Below are 17,955 nucleotides of genomic sequence, written 5' to 3' on the forward strand. Positions count from 1 at the left end.
TCAGCCGGCAGCCATCCGGCGGTCGCTGTGCAGTTCGGGGTGCGCGTCGGCGCGGATCCTCAGCAGGACCAGTCCGGAGACCGAGGCGACGATCAGCGATGCGACCGTCCAGGGAACGTGCAGTTCGGAGATCCCGACTCCCGCACCGACGAGTCCCACGAAAAGCAGGCTCCACATGATCGCTTTGACTGGACCGGACCCCATGGCAATGCTCCTTCACCGAGATTACGTACATCCCCCGTGAGTTCTGGTGTGCGCGCAGAACGTTAGCCGCGTCACACTGGGGTCCCTGTGCGACACGTCGAAAACGCTCTTTCCGATACCAATCCGAGACCTGGACCCGTGAGTACTTATTAACCGCGGGCGGTTAATAAGTACTCACGGGGGCGGCTAGATGATGCTGACGGTCCCCTGAGTGGTCGCCGACGCGAGCACCCGCAGGTGGTCGTCGGACCCGCCGAGGGTGTGCTCGATGGCGGTCAGCCGGCTCACGTAGTGTCCGACCGGATACTCGGCCGTCATGCCGATGCCGCCGTGCATCTGGATCGCTTCCTGCCCGATCGTGCGGGCGGAGCGGCCGATCTGCAGTTTGGCGCGCGAGGCGACCACCGGATCGACGGTTCCGTCGGCCAGCGACATCGTCGCGTAGAGACTCATGCTGCGAGCCAGTTCCAGCAGCACGTACATGTCGGCCGCACGGTGCGTGAGCGTCTGGAACTTCGCGATCGGGACACCGAACTGCTTGCGGGTCTTCAGGTACTCGGTGGTCAGCCGCAGCGCCTCCTCCATCGCGCCGACGGCCTCCGCGCCCAGTGCCGCCTGTGCCCGGATCTGCGCGCTCTCGATCGCCGACGACGCGTCGCCGCCCTCACCGAGGGGCTCCGCCGGGGTGTCCGACAGTTCCACCTGCGCGGCCCGCAGTCCGTCGTGGGTCGCGTAGGCGGTGCGGGTCAGGCCGCTGGCGTCGGCGTCGACGAGGAACAGTCCGACCCCACCGTCCGGGAGTGCCGCCGTGACGACCAGTGTGTTCGCGCTACCTCCGTGCGGAACGGGGTTCTTGGTACCGGTGAGGGTCCACGCGTCGCCGTCCTTCTTCGCGGTCGTGGACACCTGGGTCGACGGCCAGCGCACACCCGGTTCCCGATCCGCGAATGCCAGCAGGAGGTTGCCCTCGGACACGTCGGGCAGAATCCGGCGGCGCTGCTCCGTGCTGCCTGCCGCGGCGATCAGGCCGCCGGGGACGAGCACCGCGTCGAGGACGGGTTCGGGCGCGAGGCGGCGGCCGATCTCGGTCATCACCGATGCGACCTCGACCGGTCCGGCGCCCATTCCGCCGTCTTCCTCGTCGAAGCTCAGGCCCAGCAGTCCCACCTCGGCGAGTTGCTTCCACACCTGCGGGCTCCACCCCTGCTCGGTGTCGGTGACGGCGTTGCGCTTCTCCGCGTCGTAGCTGCGGCCCAGCAGTTCGCGGGTGGTGTCGCGCAGCAGTTTCTGTTCGTCGGTCAGTTCGAAGTCCATGTCACGCCCTCACAATCCGAGGATCGAGGAGGCGATGATGCTGCGCTGCACTTCGCTCGATCCGCTGTAGATGGAAACCTTGCGGTAGTTCAGATACGTCGGAGTCGTCCGCTGCGCCCAGAGCGGCGAGGAGATGCCGTCACCTGCGGCGAAGGGCAGGGAGTCGGGTCCCGCGACGTCGGTGAGCAGTTCGAGGGTGGCCTGCTGCAGTTCGGACCCGCGCAGCTTCAGCAGCGACGACGCCGGGTTCGGCTTGCCGTCCGCCGAACTGGCCACCACCCGCAGCTGGGTGAGTTCGAGCGCGATGATCTCGTTCTCCAACTCGGCGATCCGAGCGGCGAACAGCGGATCGTCGAGCAGCGTCCCCTCGCCGACCGAGATCTCGGCTGCGCGTTCCTTCGCCTGCGCGAGACGGACTTTGGAGAATCCCAGCCGGGTCACACCGGTGCGCTCGTTGCCGAGCAGGAACTTGGCGTAGCTCCAGCCCTGGTTCTCCTCGCCCACGAGGTTCTCGGCAGGCACGCGCACGTCCTCGAAGAAGATCTCGTTGACCTCGTAGCCGCCGTCGATCAGCTTGATCGGGCGCACCGTGACGCCGGGCGTCTTCATGTCGACGAGGATGAACGAGATACCGGCCTGCTTCTTGGGGGCGTCCGGGTTGGTGCGAGCGAGGACGAAGATCCAGTCGGCGTGCTGCGCCAGCGTGGTCCACGTCTTCTGGCCGTTGAGCACGTAGTCGTCGCCGTCGCGGACGGCGCGGGTCTTCAGCGACGCGAGGTCGGAGCCGGCCTCGGGTTCGGAGAATCCCTGGCACCACCAGATGTCGAGGTTGGCGGTCGGGGGAAGGAACTTCTCCTTCTGCTCCTGCGAACCGAACGCCGCGATGACGGGGCCGACCATGCTGGTGTTGAACGCGAGCGGTTCGGGCACCGAGGCGAGCTGCAGTTCGTCGAGCCAGATGTGCTTCTGCACCGGAGTCCAGTCGCGGCCGCCCCACTCGACCGGCCAGTGCGGCGTCGCGAGACCGTTGGCGTTCAGAATCCGCTGGGACTCGATGAACCCTTCCTTCCCCACTTCTTCTCCACGCGCATACCGCTCGCGGATCTCCGCCGGAATCTGCGTGGTGAAGAACGTTCGCATCTCGTCGCGGAACGCCAGCTCCTCGTCGGTCAAGGCCAGATTCATCGGAATTCCTTCGCACTCGAGGTCGGATTCATGTTCTGGTCCCGACGTTACTCCCTCGTGCGGCTCCGCCGCCCGTGAGTACTTGTCAACCGCCCGCGGTTGACAAGTACTCACAGGTCAGGCGGTGCGGAGGACGAGCAGGTACGCACCACCGGCGGCATCGATCTGCGTCTCGACGTTCAGTTCCGGTGCGAGACGGGACAACCTGTCGAGCAACCACGCCGCCGCGTCCTCGGCGTCCGATTTGCCCGGGCACCGCGCCACCGCCACCCGGCCACCCTTGCGGCCGAGCTGTTCGACCACACCGATGATCGGAGCGGGATCGACGACGAACAACCGGTCGGGCCACGGCACGACCGGTTTGACGGCACCCTTCTTGGTGTTGCACGCACGGTGAGCGAGGCGTTCGACGCCGCCCTTCGCCTTGGCCTTCTTCGCGGTGACGACGCTGTCGATACTGGGGCCGCGCGGATCGTTGACCGACATGTCGGGATCCACCGGTTCATCACACAGCCAGCAGCGCCACGACTCGCGGTCGCCGACCTCTCGAAGAGTACTCATGGGCGCCAACGCTACCCGTGCGGCTAGACCGGATCGAAGCCGGAAATCAGCCAGTTCTCGCCGGACTTGGTCAGCTCGACGTTGATGCTCGTCGCCGTCACCGCCGGTTCCGGTTTCGCCGCACTGGTGGTGGTCTGGTTGACGAACAACAGCACGGTCGCGGTGTCGGCCGCCACCTCGACCGGACCGGACGCGGCCACCGTCGCCTGGGTGGCCACCTGACTCTCCTTGGCCGCGGGGACGACGACGTCCGTCGTGAACTGGGTGTAGTAGTCGAGGAACTCCCCCGTCAGGCGTTCCTTTGCGGCGCCGACGTCGTTCTCCACCGTGTCCGGCTCGTACGACAGCAGGGCGATCGCGCCCTGCGAAGCGGTGTCGGTGACGTCGGCGCGGACGGTGTCGTCGACGCGCTGGTCGGGCCGGTAGAGCGTGAAGTACAGAACCCCCGCCAGCACGGCCGCGACCGCGGTGAGCGCGCCCAGGATCAGGAGGAGTCTGCGCGACTTCGGCGATGCGTCGGTACTCACTGCACGAACCCTGCCTTCACGATCTTGTATGTGCCGTCCTCGAGTTGCATCGTCACGCGCATTCTCTGACCGCGTGGCTCCTCGGCAGCGCCGCCCGCGTTGGACACCTTCTGCGCGACCGCCACGAGCACGTCCGCGGAGTCGCCGTTCTGCGTCTCGATCGCAGCCTGGCGCACCTCCCCCTGGGACTTGACCTTGGCCTCCTGCATGACCGCGATCAGGTCTGCGGACCGGGCTTCGAATTCGTCGCGGAATTCTCCGGCCGAGCCGTCGAGCACCTTCTGTACGTCCTCGTCGGCCCGCTCGAAGTCCATCGTCGTCAGATCGACGACGCCCTGGCGCGCTGCATCGAGGATCTCGGATCTCTGCTGCGCCTCCTGCTCCGCCTGCCGGTGCGTGTAGCCGAAGTATCCGCTGACCGCGACGAACGCGAGCGCGAGGACGGCCAGAACCACCACACTCGCGGTGACGGCCGGCGTCCGGGCCTGGGGAGCGGCGTCCTCACCGGTGGGCTCTTCCGCCATGGAGTTCCTTTCGTCGTGCCCCACCTCTGTTACCTGCATCACGTCACATGCTACCGGGTAGTCATATCAAATATTTTTTGGTGTCATTCGTCGGCAGATCCGCGGGTGCAAAGGCGCGTGGGAGACCCCGCGTACGGTCGGTGATCATTACTGTTGAGGGGAAGGCAGGCGACTCGAAGGGGATCCACGATGACCAGCGATTCAGGCGCACGCAGCCGCGTGCAGTTCGGTGCCGGGGCGACGCCGGAACTCGTCAGTTCCGAGGGACGGACCATCATCGCGGACGCCGTGGTCGCCAAGATCGCCGGTATCGCCACCCGTGAGATCAACGGCGTCTACGACGTCGGCGGCGGCACCGCACGCGCTGTCGGCGCTCTCCGCGATCGGATCCCTGGCGCCCGCGTCAACCACGCTCAGGGCGTCGCCGTCGAAGTCGGCGAGAAGCAGGCCGCCATCGACATCGGCATCGTCGCGGAATACGGCGTCGCACTGCACGAACTCGCGGTCGGCATCCGCCGCAACGTCATCGCGGCCGTCGAGCGCATGACCGGGCTCGAAGTGACCGAAGTGAACATCACCGTCTTCGACGTCATGCTGTTCGACGAAGCCGAGGCCGCGTCCGAGCTCGACGGCAAACCGAGGGTGCAGTGACAGGACCACTTCCACCGGACACTCACGCCGAGGACATCTCCGAACGCATCGTCGCGGCCGTCCTCGCAACCCCCGGGGTGGCAGCGATGCACGGCGGCGCGTTCGGTGAAGTCGCGACCTACCTGCCCGGACGCCGGGTGACCGGGGTGACCGTCGGCCCCACGTCCTGTGCCGTCCACCTCGCGGCGCGCTACCCCGCCAACGTCGTCGACACCGCCGAAAGAGTGCGGGCCGCAGTGGAATCGCTGGTGGACGTCCCCGTCGACGTGACCATCGAAGATCTCCTGACAGAGACAGGACAAGCTCAATGAACAGCACAATCACAGGCCTGATCGTCGGGTTACTTCTCGCCATCGCCGGGATCCTCGGTGGCTTCAGCGGATTCGTCTTCGCCGTCCTCCTCGGCGCACTGGGCATGGCCGTCGGGGCGCACCGCGACGGCCACCTCGACCTCGGCGCCATCCTCCGAAGCCGTGGCCGTGGCTGAACCCTTCACCGCACCCTCCGCCGGTCCCCACGACGACGCGGCGCTCGACGACACCGCCCTGCGCGGCGAACTGGTCATCAAGGAGCGCGCCGTCGTGAAGATCGCCGTCGCCGCGGCGCTCCAGGTACCCGGCGTCGTCAAACAGTCCGGTGGGCTGTCTCGCCTGACGGGTCGGGAACTGCCCCGCGCCGACGTCTCGACGGGAGCGGGCGCCGTCGCGATCAACCTGTACATCGCGGTGCAGTGGCCGTGCCACCTCGACCTCGTCAACCGCCGGCTCCGCGCGCAGGTGCACCGTCAGGTCGAGCAGATGACGGGCATGCCGGTGATCGAACTCAACATCGTGGTCGTCGGAACGGAATCCGCACCCCCCGAAGACAGTTCGACCGAAAGCCGCTACTCCGAACAAGGCGACCCGGCCGTGCCGCCCGCCCCGGTGACGCCCATCCGGCCACGCACGCCGCGCGCAACCCCGGCCGCCGTGCCCGCCGCAATCATCGTCGCCGTCGGTGCCCTCGGTCTCGCGGTCGTCGCGGCGCGTGAGCTGCTCATCATGCGCGGCACCTTCGCCAACGCACCCTGGATCCGCAACACCGTGCAATGGCTGGGCCGCCTGCACTGGTCCGAGTGGATCGTCCCCGTCGCGGCAGGCGCGATCGTCCTGGGGGTCGTGTTCATCGTCGCGGCCCTCAAACCGCGGCCGCGCACCCACCTGCCGCTCGCGGTGGGTGACACCCCGATCGTCTGGCTGCGCCCCACGGACCTCGCTCGCAATTCCAGCAGCCACGCCAAGACCGTCCCCGGCGTGGTGTCGGCGCACACGACGGTCGACCGCAAGCACGTCACCGTCCGCGTGGTACGCACCGAATCGACACCCGCCGGCGACGTGGCCATCTCCGTCCGCGAGGCGGTGGAACCGACGCTGTCGCTGCTCGGCACGTCCCCCGAACTCCGAGTGCAGGTGAAGCCGTGAGACATCGGACCGCCGCCGTCAACCGGCTCATCGTCCTGATCGTCGGGCTCGCGCTTCTCGGGTTCGGCGCCTACGCCATGGCCTGGGACCTCCAGGTTCCGATCGTCCGCGAATGGGTGTCGCGGTACGACCGCGCGCGCGTCACCGCACTCCCCGACCAGGACTGGTGGGGCTGGGCGCTGGCCGCCACGGTCGTCGTGGGACTGGTCTTCGGGATCGTGCTCCTCGCCCTGGACCTCACCCGGCGACGCACGTCCCCCGTCGCCGTACCGGATCGCGAATCGGGCACTTACGTGACTGTCGACCTCGGCTCCCTCGCCAACGGGGTCGCCAGTGAACTCGCCCAGTACCCCGGAGTCCGGCAGACACGCGCTCGCGCCGTCATCGAACGCGGCCTCCCCACCCTGTCGATCGTCGTGACCGCCGACCCCACCCTCGACATCTACGACTTCACGCGCAAATCCGAGGACGTCGCGTCGTGGGTCGCATCGACCCTCGGTGGTGAAGAGGTCGCCACCCAGGTCCTGCTGCACCTCGACCGCGCCGACCACCCGGTGCACGTCGAAAGCTGACGCGGGGCGTTCCGGTCTCGGTAGGTTCGATGCCATGGAGTACGTGGTGTTCTATGCGACCGATCCGACCACCGCCGCCCGGATCCCGGAGATCTACCCACGGCACCGGGAGTACCTCGACGCGTTCGCCGCGGAAGGTGGGCTCCTCGGTATCGGACCGTTCGACGACCCGGCGAGCAACGGATCGATGGCGATCTTCAGCAGCCGCGAGCGAGCAGAACAGTTCATCGCCCGCGACCCGTTCGTCCTCGAAGGCATCGCGCATCCCGGCGACATCCGAGAATGGGATGCGCTGAACTACCGCTGAAGTCCGTACCCCGAAAACGCCAATGGCGCCCACCCCGGAGGGTGAGCGCCATTGGCGTTGGTGGAGCTAGATCACTTGTTGATCTTCGTGACCTTGCCGGCGCCGACGGTACGGCCGCCTTCGCGGATCGCGAAGCGCAGGCCCTCGTCCATGGCGACGGGCTGAATCAGCTTGACGGACATCTCGGTGTTGTCACCGGGCATGACCATCTCGGTGCCCTCGGGCAGCGTCACAACGCCCGTCACGTCCGTGGTACGGAAGTAGAACTGCGGACGGTAGTTGTTGAAGAACGGCGTGTGGCGGCCGCCCTCGTCCTTGGACAGGATGTACGCCTGGCCCTCGAACTCGGTGTGCGGGGTGGTGGTGCCGGGCTTGACGACAACCTGTCCACGCTCGACATCTTCGCGCTTGATACCACGAACCAGCAGACCGACGTTGTCACCGGCCTGGCCCGAGTCGAGGAGCTTGCGGAACATCTCGATACCCGTGACCGTGGTCTTGGTCTTGGTTTCCTTGATGCCGACGATCTCGACGTCCTCGTTGACGTTGATCACGCCACGCTCGATACGACCGGTGACGACGGTGCCACGACCGGTGATCGTGAAGACGTCCTCGACGGGCATGAGGAAGGGCTTCTCGGTCTCGCGGACCGGGTCCGGGATGGACTCGTCGACCGCAGCCATGAGCTCGAGGATGTTCTTGGTCCACTCCGGGTCGCCCTCGAGCGCCTTGAGTGCGGAGACCTTGACAACCGGAGCGTCCTCGTCGAACTCCTGCGCAGCGAGGAGCTCACGGACCTCCATCTCGACGAGCTCGATGATCTCGTCGTCGTCCACCATGTCGGCCTTGTTCAGGGCGACGAGGATGTACGGCACGCCGACCTGGCGGGCGAGCAGCACGTGCTCACGCGTCTGGGGCATCGGGCCGTCGGTGGCCGCGACCACGAGGATGGCGCCGTCCATCTGCGCCGCACCGGTGATCATGTTCTTGATGTAGTCGGCGTGACCGGGAGCATCGACGTGCGCGTAGTGGCGCTTCTCGGTCTGGTACTCAACATGCGAGATGTTGATCGTGATACCGCGAGCCTTCTCCTCAGGAGCCTTGTCGATCTCGTCGAAGGCCGAAGCCTCGTTGAGATCCGGGTACGCGTCGTGCAGAACCTTGGTGATGGCCGCGGTCAGCGTGGTCTTGCCGTGGTCGACGTGACCGATGGTGCCGATGTTCACGTGCGGCTTCGTCCGCTCGAACTTCGCCTTCGCCACTGTGTGTCCTCCTGGACTGATTGATGCTTGCGGTATGCAGCAGTGCGGTTGTTATTACTGGGTCGTGCTTCGGCCGGCTGGAACCGAGGTTACTCGCCGGTCGCCTTGGCGATGATTTCCTTCGAGACGTTCGCGGGAACCTCTGCGTAGGAATCGAACACCATGGAGAAGTTCGCCCGGCCCTGGGTCTTCGACCGCAGATCACCGATGTAACCAAACATCTCCGAGAGCGGAACCAGCGCCTTCACGACACGGGCACCACTGCGTTCCTCCATGGCCTGGATCTGGCCACGGCGGGAGTTCAGGTCGCCGATCACATCACCCATGTACTCCTCGGGTGTGGTGACCTCGACAGCCATGAGCGGCTCGAGAATGACCGGGCCGGCCTTGCGGGCGGCTTCCTTCAGCGCCTGCGAACCGGCAACCTTGAAGGCCATTTCCGACGAGTCGACGTCGTGGTATGCACCGTCGAGCAGCGACAGCTTCAGGTTCACCAGCGGGTAGCCGGCAAGAACGCCGTACTGCATCGCGTCCTGCGCGCCTGCATCCACGGAAGGGATGTACTCGCGAGGGATGCGGCCGCCGGAGACCTTGTTCTCGAACTCGTAGGTGGCACCGTCTTCGCCGACGAACGGCTCCAGCGCGATGATCACCTTGGCGAACTGGCCCGATCCACCCGTCTGCTTCTTGTGGGTGTAGTCGTGCTTCTCGACCTTCTTGGTGATGGTCTCGCGGTAGGCAACCTGCGGCTTGCCGACGTTGGCCTCGACCTTGAACTCGCGACGCATACGGTCGACGAGGATGTCGAGGTGGAGCTCGCCCATGCCGCCGATGACGGTCTGGCCGGTCTCCTCGTCGAGCTCGACGGAGAACGTCGGGTCCTCTTCGGCGAGCTTCTGGATCGCGGTGCCCAGCTTCTCCTGGTCGGACTTGGTCTTGGGCTCGATCGAGACCTGGATGACCGGGTCCGGGAAGCTCATGGACTCGAGCACGATCGGCGCGTCCTGTGCACACAGGGTGTCACCGGTCGTCGTGTCCTTCAGACCGATCATCGCGTAGATGTGGCCGGCCACGGCCTCGTCGACCGGGTTCTCCTTGTTGGCGTGCATCTGGAAGAGCTTTCCGATGCGCTCCTTCTTGCCCTTGGTCGCGTTCATGACCTGGGCGCCCGGATCGATCCGGCCGGAGTACACGCGGACGAACGTCAGCTTGCCGAAGAACGGGTGCGAAGCGATCTTGAAGGCCAGAGCCGAGAACGGCTCTTCCTTGCTCGGCTTACGCGTGAGGATCTCTTCTTCGTTGCCCAGGGCGTGACCCTGAACCTCGCCGATGTCCAGCGGGTTCGGCAGGTAGTCGATGACCGCGTCGAGCATGGGCTGAACGCCCTTGTTCTTGAACGCGGAACCACACAGCACCGGGTACAGCTCGGAGTTGACCGTCATCTTGCGGATGGCGCCCTTGATCTCCTCGACGGAGAGCTCCTCGCCGGCGAAGTACTTCTCCATGAGCTTCTCGTCGGACTCGGCGACCGTCTCGAGCAGCTTCTCGCGGTACTCGGCAGCCTTGTCGGCGAGATCGGCCGGGATCTCCTCGATGGTGGGCTCGGCGCCGATGGCGACCGTGCCACGCCAGGTGACAGCCTTCATCTCGACCAGGTCGACGACACCGTCGAAGTCGTCCTCGGCGCCGATCGGCAGCTGGAGAACGAGCGGCTTCGCGCCGAGGCGGTCGATGATCGTCTGGACCGTGAAGTAGAAGTCCGCGCCCATCTTGTCCATCTTGTTGACGAAACAGATGCGCGGAACGTCGTACTTGGCGGCCTGACGCCACACCTGCTCCGACTGGGGCTCGACGCCCTCTTTGCCGTCGAACACTGCGACGGCGCCGTCGAGCACGCGGAGCGAACGCTCCACCTCGACGGTGAAGTCGACGTGGCCCGGCGTGTCGATGATGTTGATCTGGTTGTTGTTCCAGAAGCAGGTCACCGCGGCAGAGGTGATCGTGATGCCGCGTTCCTTCTCCTGTTCCATCCAGTCCGTGGTCGAGGCACCGTCGTGCGTCTCACCGATCTTGTAGTTGACACCGGTGTAGAACAGGATGCGCTCGGTGGTCGTGGTCTTGCCGGCATCGATGTGCGCCATGATGCCGATGTTGCGGACCTTGTTCAGGTCGGTCAGCACTTCCTGTGCCACAGGATTCTTCCCCGCTCGTAGCTCGTGTATCGGGTGTCGGCCTCCCCGGTGTTCCACCAGCGGGGCCATTGTCTCGAGTTGTAGATCAGCCGGTCCCCGGTAGGGGCCCGACGTGCGACGACGCCGGAGCAGTCACGGTAGGTGACTGCTCCGACGTGACGTCACCAGCGGTAGTGGGCGAATGCCTTGTTGGCTTCGGCCATCTTGTGAGTGTCCTCACGGCGCTTCACAGCGGCACCCAAGCCGTTGCTGGCATCGAGGAGCTCGTTGGCGAGACGCTCGACCATGGTCTTCTCGCGGCGCTGCCGGGAGAAGGTCACGAGCCAGCGGAGCGCGAGGGTGGTGGAGCGGCCCGGACGGACCTCGACCGGCACCTGGTAGGTGGCGCCACCGACGCGGCGGCTGCGGACCTCGAGGGCAGGCTTGACGTTGTCCAGTGCGCGCTTGAGGGTGACGACCGGATCGGTGCCGGTCTTCTCGCGCGCCTGCTCGAGTGCTTCGTAGACGATGCGCTCGGCGGTGGACTTCTTGCCGTCCAGGAGAATCTTGTTGACGAGCTGCGTCACCAGGGGCGAACCGTAGACCGGGTCGTTGATGAGCGGACGCTTCGGAGCGGGGCCCTTACGTGGCATTAGCTCTTCTCCTTCTTGGCGCCGTAACGGCTGCGGGCCTGCTTGCGGCCCTTGACACCCTGGGTGTCGAGCGAGCCACGGATGATCTTGTAGCGCACACCGGGGAGGTCCTTCACACGACCGCCGCGGACGAGCACCATCGAGTGCTCCTGCAGGTTGTGACCCTCGCCCGGGATGTAAGCGGTGACCTCGACGGAGCTGGTCAAGCGCACACGCGCGACCTTACGGAGCGCCGAGTTCGGCTTCTTCGGGGTGGTGGTGTACACGCGGGTGCACACGCCACGACGCTGCGGGCTGCCCTTGAGGGCTGCCGTCTTGACCTTCGCGGTCTTGTCGCGGCGGCCCTTGCGGACCAGCTGGTTGATGGTTGGCATTTACCGGCTTTCTTCGTGTTGAACAGACTGCTCTGGACAAGCAACCTTGGCTGTTCTGAAATTAGGGATCTAGCAGTTGGGGCAAGAGAGCTGCTGCCCCTCACCCGCACCTCGAGCTGCACCCGAGGTCGGGTGTGTCGCATACCCCCACACAGGCAGCCGGATGCTCGTTCCATGCAGAAATCTGCACGAACGCGCGCACGGCAATACCTCGCTAGGCACACAGATCGGCCCGGGCATGCCGGACACGACCCACAACGATACCCGGCGGCGCGCCGGAAGGTCAAAGTGGGCTGGCAGTGGTAAGGGCTGACCTGCGATGTGGGGTGCTGCTCGGAGCTGTCGGTACGGACACGGGCACATCAACTACTCAGATTGAGCGTCAGATCCGCAAGCGTCGATGCCGCTTCACACGGGTCTGCCGCCCCCGTCTGGAACTGTACCCACCAGCCGACGACGCCCGCGGAGGGTGATCCGACCGTCACTCCGCACGCCCCCGGATCGCCGGGGGGACGCATCACGACGGCCTTGCGCCCCTGGATGGTGGAGGACTCCACGGTGTAGCCGAGCTTCTCGCCGGTCGACTTCTCCGTGTCGAGAGAACCCGTCTCGAACCAGTTGAACGTCACCTTCACGGGACCGTTGGCGCCGACCGCGTCCCAGCGGCAGATCGCGCCGAAGAAGCCCCGTTCGATGGCGTCGGCGCCGACGGTCTGGGCGATCTGTTCGTCGGCGACGGCGTTGCACTCCTCCAGCAGGGCCGTGAACTGTTCGGTGTCACCGGACGAGGACGCCCCTTCAGCCCTGGGTGAGCCCTCGATCGTCGACCCGCACCCCGCGATCAGCCCGACCGCGGTGGCCGCGGCCAGCACCCGCACGGCACGCCACGTCCCGCCGTTCATCACTCCCCCGCTCACTTGGCCCTCGACACGCTGAGTTCGGCGAGATCGCGCGCCACCGTGCACGGGTCCGCCGCGGGTTGCGCGTCGGCGTACATCACCGACCAGTGGACGAAGTCGCCCCCGAACTCCACGCCGAGTTCACACAGAATTCCTTCGGACGATGCGATGAATCCGGGGTGCCCCTGGATGTCGATGTCGGTGGCCGGCCTGCCGATCAGCTCGGAACCGGCCCGCTCGCGGCCGATGGGGCTGCCGCGGTACCAGGAGAACGTCACGCTGGGACCGCCTATTCCTGCGGTTTCCCACTCGCAGCCGACGGAATTTCGCGTCACTCCGGTGAAGGGCGGCATCCCGAACGCCTTGGCGACCTCGTCGTCGGTGACCGAACCGCACTGACCGAAGAACGGGCCCGGATCGGTCACCTGCGGGAGTTGCTGCGCGGCCGGTTCGGTACCGGAATCGTCTCCGTCTCCCCCACAGCCGGCCAGACCGGCGGCGACGGTGATCAGGACGAGCGCTCCCCATTTCCGGCCCATGGTCGGTGACTCTACCGATCCCCGCGCTCTTTGCCCGGTCAGTCGAGAACGGCCACGTCCAGCCTCGGCGGCTGTACCGACTGACCGCTCCGCGGCTGTCCGGACGGTAACGCCGCATCCAGCTGCGCCGCCCACTGCCGCACGATCTCCGCTCGTCGTTTGGAGTCGTCCGTGAGCACGTCGGCCAGGCCGAGTCCGCGGGCGAGATCCAGGGTGGCCTGGACGAGCCGGTGCGCCACCGGATCGGCATCGTCGAATCCGAAGTGTTCGACGGCGGTGCGGTGCGCGACCCGCCCGAACCGTTCCTCGAGCGGCACGATCCTGGCCCGGAGTTCGGGGTCGGCGGCCGCGGCCGTCCAGACCTGCAGCGCCGCCTTGAACAGGGTGCCCGTGTAGTAGTCGACGAGCCGCGCCACCACGGCCTCGGTGCGCCCCTCCCCGGTCGGCAGATCGGTGGCCTCACGTCGGGCCTGCTCCATCCGGGCGTCGAACATGACCTCGAGCGCCGCGGTGATGAGGTCCTCGCGGGTGGGGAAATGGTGCTGGGTCGCGCCGCGGGACACCCCGGCGCGCTGCGCGACGAGGCTCACCGTGGTGGCACCCCAGCCCAGCTCGGCGAGGCAGTCGATGGTGACCGCGAGGAGGTGCCCGCGCGTGACCCGGCTACGGTCCTGCTTCGGTTCGCGGGTCATGTGTCACTTCCTCTCGTCGCGCTGCGCGCCCGTGAGTGCTCGACGAGTCCTGAGACTCGTCAACCACGCACGGGGCCGGAGGCCCATCTCGGCGGCCGCTTCTGCAGGAACGCCATCATGCCTTCCCGCGCCTCCTCGGATTCGAACAGCCTCGCCGACTGGGCGGTCAGCTCGTCGGTGTAGCGGTCGAAATCGGCGAGCACACTGCGCGTCGTCAGGGTCTTCGACTCGGCCAGGCCCTGCGGCGACGCCTGCCGCAACTGGTCGAGCACTTCCTCGACGGTGTCCTCGGGATCCTCGGCGGACTCGCTGATCAGCCCGATAGCCTCCGCCTCGTGGGCACCGAACTTCTCGCCCGTGAGGAGGTAGCGGCTCGCGGCGCGCGAATCGATCCGGGGCAGCACGGTCAACGAGATGATCGACGCGGCGAGTCCGAGCCGGACCTCGGTCAGCGCAAACGTGCTGCGCGGGCCGGCGACGGCGATGTCGCAGGCCCCGACCAAGCCCATGCCCCCGGCCCTGACGTGACCGTCGATCCGGGCGATCACCGGCTTGGGCAACTCGACGATGGCCCGCAGCAGGTCGGCCATCTGCCGGGTGCGCGAGCCGACGTCGCCGGACGTCTCACTCAGATCCGCGCCGGCGCAGAACGTGCCGCCGGTGTGGGTGAGGACGACGCCGCGGACGTCGTTGTCCGCGGCGGCGTCCCGCAATCCCTGCAGCAGTTCGTCCACGAGCCTGCCGGAGATCGCGTTCCTGTTGTGGGGCGAATCGAGGGTGAGGGTGGCGAACCCCCGGTTCACCTCGTACCGGACGTACCGGTCGGCTTCCACGTCGGTCATGTGCTGTCCGTTCGACATCAGTACGACTTCGGCAACCCGAGCGAGTGCTGGGAGACGAAGTTGAGGATCATTTCCCGGCTCACCGGGGCCACTCGGGCGATGCGTGCCGCGCCGAGCATCGCCGCGAGACCGTATTCCTTGGTCAGGCCTGCGCCACCGTGTGTCTGGACGGCCTGGTCGAGTGCCTTGATGCTGGCCTCGGCGGCGGCGTACTTGGCCATGTTGGCGGCCTCGGCGGCGCCGAAGTCGTCGCCGCTGTCGTAGAGGACGGCCGCCTTCTGCATCATCAGCTTGGCGAGTTCGAGTTCGATCTTGATCTGCGCCAGCGGATGCGCGATGCCCTGGTGCGCGCCGATCGGCTCCTTCCACACCGTGCGTTCCTTCGCGAACCGCACCGCGGCGCCCAGCGCGTAGCGGCCCATGCCGATCGCCATGGCGGCGCCGAGGATGCGTTCGGGGTTGAGACCCGCGAACAGCTGCATCAACGCCGCATCGGCCTCGCCGACGAGGGCGTCGGCGGGTAGCCGGACGTCGTCGAGGAACAGCATGAACTGGTGGTCGGGCTCGACGATATCCATCTCCATCGGCGTCTTCACGAAGTTCGCGGCGTCGGTGGGGACGATGAACAGGGCAGGTTTCAGCTTGCCGGTCTTCGAGTCCTCGGTCCGCGCGACGATCAGCACGGCGTCGGCCTGGTCGACCCCGGAGATGTAGATCTTGTTCCCCGACAACAGCCAGTCCTCGGCTTGACCATCACCCCTCGCTTCGCTCGACCGGACCCGACGCGCGGTAGTCGTGATCTGGTGCGAGTTCGAACCCGCGTCGGCCTCGGTGATGCCGAACGCCATGATCTTCGAACCGTCGGCGAGGCCGGGGAGCCAGGTCTGTTTCTGCTCCTCGGTGCCGTACTTGCCGATGATCGTGCCGCAGATGGCCGGCGACACGACCACCAGCAGGAGGCCGGCGCCGTGGGCCGCGAGTTCTTCCTGGACGAGGGCGAGTTCGTAGATGCCTGCGCCGCCGCCCCCGTATTCCTCGGGGAGATTGACGCCGAGGAAGCCGAGTTTGCCCGCCTCGTTCCACAATTCGGTCAGCGGTTCGCTGCGCCGCGCCCGGGGCAGCACGTAGTCGACGTAGTTGAATCGCTCCCCGAGCCTCGACACGGAGGCGCGGAGTTCCTTCTGTTCTTCGGTCTCGATGAAGCTCATGACACTCCTTCAGGCTGCGCTGCTTCGACTACTGCCAGGACCGTTCCCACGTCGACCTGCTGACCGGCGGTCACGGAAAGTTCGGTAAGGACACCGGAAGCCGGCGCCTTGATCGTGTGTTCCATCTTCATCGCCTCGAGCCACACGATCGGCTGACCGGCGGTCACGGAGTCGCCGGCCGCGGCGCCGAGGCGGATGACGGAACCCGGCATCGGCGCGAGTAGCGACCCCTCGGCGACGACGGCGTTCGGATCGGTGAATCGCGGTGCGGCGTGCAGGCTCACCGGGCCCAGGGCGGAGTCGACGAACACGTCGTCCCCGTACCGGGACACCTCGAACGAGCGGCGCAGCCCCGCGACGTCCAGTGCGACGTGCCGCGCCGTGGCCGACACGAGCGCGACGTCGTCGAAGCCCTCGGCCTTCAGCCCGTACCGGGTGAGCAGGTACCGGATCTCGATGTCACCGTCGGTTCCCGTGAACGTCTTGCTCTGCGGCGCGGACGCCAGGTTCCGCCATCCGCTGGGCAGCGAGGTGTTCACGGTCGCGACGTCGCGGTTGTGCGCGGCGTCCGCAAGTGCGGCGGCCAGCGCCGACAGTCGCTCGGTGTCGGCCGAGGCCAGCGGACGCGCCAGCACGTCCAGCCCGTGCGTGTCGAAGAAGGCGGTGTCCGTGTCGCCGGCGAGGAATGCCGGGTGGCGGAGCACGTTGACGAGGAGGTCGCGGTTGGTGCGCAGTCCGTGGATCTGCGCGCGGCTCAGGGCCGCCGCCAGCCGCGTGGCCGCCTGCGTGCGGGTGGGCGCGAACGAGATGACCTTCGCGAGCATCGGGTCGTAGTGCACGCCGACGGTGGATCCGTCGACCACACCGGAGTCGAGGCGGATGCCCGGGGTGCGGAGAACGTCGAATTCGACCGCGTTCCCGGGCAGGTCCAGGCGGTGGACCGGTCCGCTCTGTGGCTGCCAGTTCTGCGCCGGATCCTCGGCGTACAGCCGGACCTCGATGGAATGGCCGGACACGGCGGGCGATTCGGCGCCGAGCGCCTGCCCGGACGCCACCTGCAGCTGCAGTTCCACGAGGTCGAGGCCGGTGGTGCATTCGGTGACCGGGTGTTCCACCTGCAGCCGGGTGTTCATCTCGAGGAAATAGAAGTCACCCTTGTCCGGGTCGTCTCCCTCTCGCTCCGCTCGACCGGAAGCCAGGAACTCGACCGTTCCCGCACCCTCGTAGTCGATGGCCTTCGCCGCGAGCCGGGCGGCCTCGAACAGTCGCTCGCGCATCCCGGGGACGGCTTCGACCAACGGTGACGGCGCCTCTTCCACCACCTTCTGGTGCCGCCGCTGGATGGAGCATTCACGCTCCCCCACCGCCCAGACGGTTCCCTGCCGGTCGGCCATCACCTGGACCTCGATGTGCCTGCCCGTTTCCAGGTAGCGCTCGCAGAACACGGTCGGGTCGCCGAACGCCGACTGCGCTTCGCGGCGGGCGCCTTCCAGCTGTTCCGGAAGGTCCGCGAGCTCACGCACGACACGCATGCCGCGTCCGCCGCCGCCTGCGGACGCCTTGACGAGTACCGGCAGGTCCGCTTCGGTGACGGCACCCGGGTCGAGTTCGGCCAGCACCGGAACTCCGGCGGCCGCCATCATCTTCTTGGACTCCACCTTCGAACCCATCATCTCGATGGCGGGCGCGGGCGGCCCGATCCACGTCAGCCCCGCGTCGTGGACGGCGCGCGCGAAGTCCGCATTCTCGGAGAGGAACCCGTAGCCGGGGTGGATGGCATCGGCGCCGGCGAGCAGTGCCGCCTCGATGACGAGGTCACCGCGCAGGTACGTGTCGGCAGGACTGTTGCCCGGCAACCGGACCGCGGTGTCGGCCTCGGCGACGTGCGGGCTGAGGGCGTCGGCGTCCGAGAACACGGCGACGGTCCCGATGCCTGCGCGGCGGCAGGTGGCGAAGACGCGGCGGGCGATCTCACCGCGATTGGCAACCAGTACGGACTGGATCATGTCG

General features: G+C 67.0%; 22 protein-coding genes. 6 read left to right on the top strand and 16 right to left on the bottom strand.

From position 1 onward, the window contains the following. From FND50_RS27710 to FND50_RS27735, 6 genes are all read right to left on the bottom strand, one after another. Positions 1 to 204, bottom strand: coding sequence for a hypothetical protein (locus tag FND50_RS27710; RefSeq protein ID WP_005252231.1), 204 nt, complete (start codon positions 202 to 204; stop codon positions 1 to 3). A 186-nt stretch (positions 205 to 390) separates the two neighbouring features. Continuing rightward, complete coding sequence (locus tag FND50_RS27715) at positions 391 to 1,518, bottom strand: acyl-CoA dehydrogenase family protein (RefSeq protein ID WP_144287840.1); 1,128 nt, start codon at positions 1,516 to 1,518, stop codon at positions 391 to 393. A 9-nt stretch (positions 1,519 to 1,527) separates the two neighbouring features. Beyond that, on the bottom strand, positions 1,528 to 2,703 hold the full coding sequence (locus FND50_RS27720; protein ID WP_005568314.1) for an acyl-CoA dehydrogenase family protein: 1,176 nt from the start codon (positions 2,701 to 2,703) through the stop codon (positions 1,528 to 1,530). A 117-nt stretch (positions 2,704 to 2,820) separates the two neighbouring features. Beyond that, the gene (locus FND50_RS27725) at positions 2,821 to 3,264 is read right to left on the bottom strand and encodes a hypothetical protein (protein WP_043790546.1); all 444 of its coding nucleotides are present in this window, start codon (positions 3,262 to 3,264) and stop codon (positions 2,821 to 2,823) included. Between the two features lie 23 nt (positions 3,265 to 3,287). After that, positions 3,288 to 3,791 carry a twin-arginine translocation pathway signal gene (locus FND50_RS27730; protein ID WP_144287841.1) on the bottom strand — a complete coding sequence of 168 codons (504 nt, stop codon included), beginning with the start codon at positions 3,789 to 3,791 and terminating at the stop codon, positions 3,288 to 3,290. Continuing rightward, complete coding sequence (locus FND50_RS27735; protein WP_065492009.1) at positions 3,788 to 4,315, bottom strand: hypothetical protein; 528 nt, start codon at positions 4,313 to 4,315, stop codon at positions 3,788 to 3,790. Before FND50_RS27735 ends, FND50_RS27730 begins: the two co-directional genes overlap by 4 nt. 189 nt (positions 4,316 to 4,504) lie before the next feature. Between FND50_RS27735 and FND50_RS27740 the strand changes: the two genes are divergently transcribed. The 6 genes from FND50_RS27740 to FND50_RS27765 are packed head-to-tail and all read left to right on the top strand — an operon-like array spanning position 4,505 to position 7,305. Beyond that, complete coding sequence (locus FND50_RS27740; protein ID WP_144287842.1) at positions 4,505 to 4,966, top strand: Asp23/Gls24 family envelope stress response protein; 462 nt, start codon at positions 4,505 to 4,507, stop codon at positions 4,964 to 4,966. Next, complete coding sequence (locus tag FND50_RS27745; protein WP_005252220.1) at positions 4,963 to 5,277, top strand: Asp23/Gls24 family envelope stress response protein; 315 nt, start codon at positions 4,963 to 4,965, stop codon at positions 5,275 to 5,277. Before FND50_RS27740 ends, FND50_RS27745 begins: the two co-directional genes overlap by 4 nt. Then, the gene (locus tag FND50_RS27750; protein ID WP_005252219.1) at positions 5,274 to 5,453 is read left to right on the top strand and encodes a hypothetical protein; all 180 of its coding nucleotides are present in this window, start codon (positions 5,274 to 5,276) and stop codon (positions 5,451 to 5,453) included. Before FND50_RS27745 ends, FND50_RS27750 begins: the two co-directional genes overlap by 4 nt. Then, on the top strand, positions 5,446 to 6,426 hold the full coding sequence (locus FND50_RS27755; protein WP_144289178.1) for a DUF6286 domain-containing Asp23/Gls24 family envelope stress response protein: 981 nt from the start codon (positions 5,446 to 5,448) through the stop codon (positions 6,424 to 6,426). The genes FND50_RS27750 and FND50_RS27755 overlap by 8 nt, the downstream gene beginning before the upstream one ends. Next, positions 6,423 to 6,998 (top strand): hypothetical protein, encoded by a 576-nt coding sequence (locus FND50_RS27760; RefSeq protein WP_005258134.1) that lies wholly within the window; start codon positions 6,423 to 6,425, stop codon positions 6,996 to 6,998. The genes FND50_RS27755 and FND50_RS27760 overlap by 4 nt, the downstream gene beginning before the upstream one ends. 34 nt (positions 6,999 to 7,032) lie before the next feature. Continuing rightward, a complete protein-coding gene (locus FND50_RS27765) occupies positions 7,033 to 7,305 on the top strand; it encodes a YciI family protein (RefSeq protein WP_144287843.1) in 273 nt (90 codons plus the stop codon). A 71-nt stretch (positions 7,306 to 7,376) separates the two neighbouring features. On the opposite strand, the gene tuf is transcribed toward FND50_RS27765, so the two are convergent. The 10 genes from tuf to FND50_RS27815 form a co-directional block, all read right to left on the bottom strand. Next, positions 7,377 to 8,567: an elongation factor Tu gene (gene tuf / locus FND50_RS27770; protein WP_005252203.1), complete on the bottom strand. Its 1,191-nt coding sequence runs from the start codon at positions 8,565 to 8,567 to the stop codon at positions 7,377 to 7,379. An 89-nt stretch (positions 8,568 to 8,656) separates the two neighbouring features. After that, a complete protein-coding gene (fusA, locus tag FND50_RS27775; RefSeq protein ID WP_005258137.1) occupies positions 8,657 to 10,759 on the bottom strand; it encodes an elongation factor G in 2,103 nt (700 codons plus the stop codon). 161 nt (positions 10,760 to 10,920) lie between these two features. Then, positions 10,921 to 11,391, bottom strand: coding sequence for a 30S ribosomal protein S7 (gene rpsG, locus FND50_RS27780; protein WP_005252199.1), 471 nt, complete (start codon positions 11,389 to 11,391; stop codon positions 10,921 to 10,923). Beyond that, a complete protein-coding gene (gene rpsL / locus FND50_RS27785) occupies positions 11,391 to 11,765 on the bottom strand; it encodes a 30S ribosomal protein S12 (protein WP_005252198.1) in 375 nt (124 codons plus the stop codon). The genes rpsG and rpsL overlap by 1 nt, the downstream gene beginning before the upstream one ends. Positions 11,766 to 12,127: 362 nt before the next feature. After that, a complete protein-coding gene (locus tag FND50_RS27790) occupies positions 12,128 to 12,667 on the bottom strand; it encodes a DUF3558 domain-containing protein (protein WP_005258138.1) in 540 nt (179 codons plus the stop codon). An 11-nt stretch (positions 12,668 to 12,678) separates the two neighbouring features. Beyond that, positions 12,679 to 13,203, bottom strand: coding sequence for a DUF3558 domain-containing protein (locus FND50_RS27795; protein ID WP_054245451.1), 525 nt, complete (start codon positions 13,201 to 13,203; stop codon positions 12,679 to 12,681). A 38-nt stretch (positions 13,204 to 13,241) separates the two neighbouring features. Further along, positions 13,242 to 13,895: a TetR/AcrR family transcriptional regulator gene (locus FND50_RS27800; protein ID WP_144287844.1), complete on the bottom strand. Its 654-nt coding sequence runs from the start codon at positions 13,893 to 13,895 to the stop codon at positions 13,242 to 13,244. A 59-nt stretch (positions 13,896 to 13,954) separates the two neighbouring features. Then, positions 13,955 to 14,755, bottom strand: coding sequence for an enoyl-CoA hydratase family protein (locus tag FND50_RS27805; RefSeq protein WP_005258141.1), 801 nt, complete (start codon positions 14,753 to 14,755; stop codon positions 13,955 to 13,957). Continuing rightward, on the bottom strand, positions 14,755 to 15,945 hold the full coding sequence (locus tag FND50_RS27810) for an acyl-CoA dehydrogenase family protein (protein ID WP_005572738.1): 1,191 nt from the start codon (positions 15,943 to 15,945) through the stop codon (positions 14,755 to 14,757). The genes FND50_RS27805 and FND50_RS27810 overlap by 1 nt, the downstream gene beginning before the upstream one ends. Further along, complete coding sequence (locus FND50_RS27815; RefSeq protein ID WP_144287845.1) at positions 15,942 to 17,951, bottom strand: biotin carboxylase N-terminal domain-containing protein; 2,010 nt, start codon at positions 17,949 to 17,951, stop codon at positions 15,942 to 15,944. The genes FND50_RS27810 and FND50_RS27815 overlap by 4 nt, the downstream gene beginning before the upstream one ends. Between the last annotated feature and the right edge of the window lie 4 nt (positions 17,952 to 17,955).

The sequence above is a fragment of the Rhodococcus sp. WB9 genome, from assembly GCF_007558985.1.
GTDB lineage: Bacteria > Actinomycetota > Actinomycetes > Mycobacteriales > Mycobacteriaceae > Rhodococcus_F > Rhodococcus_F opacus.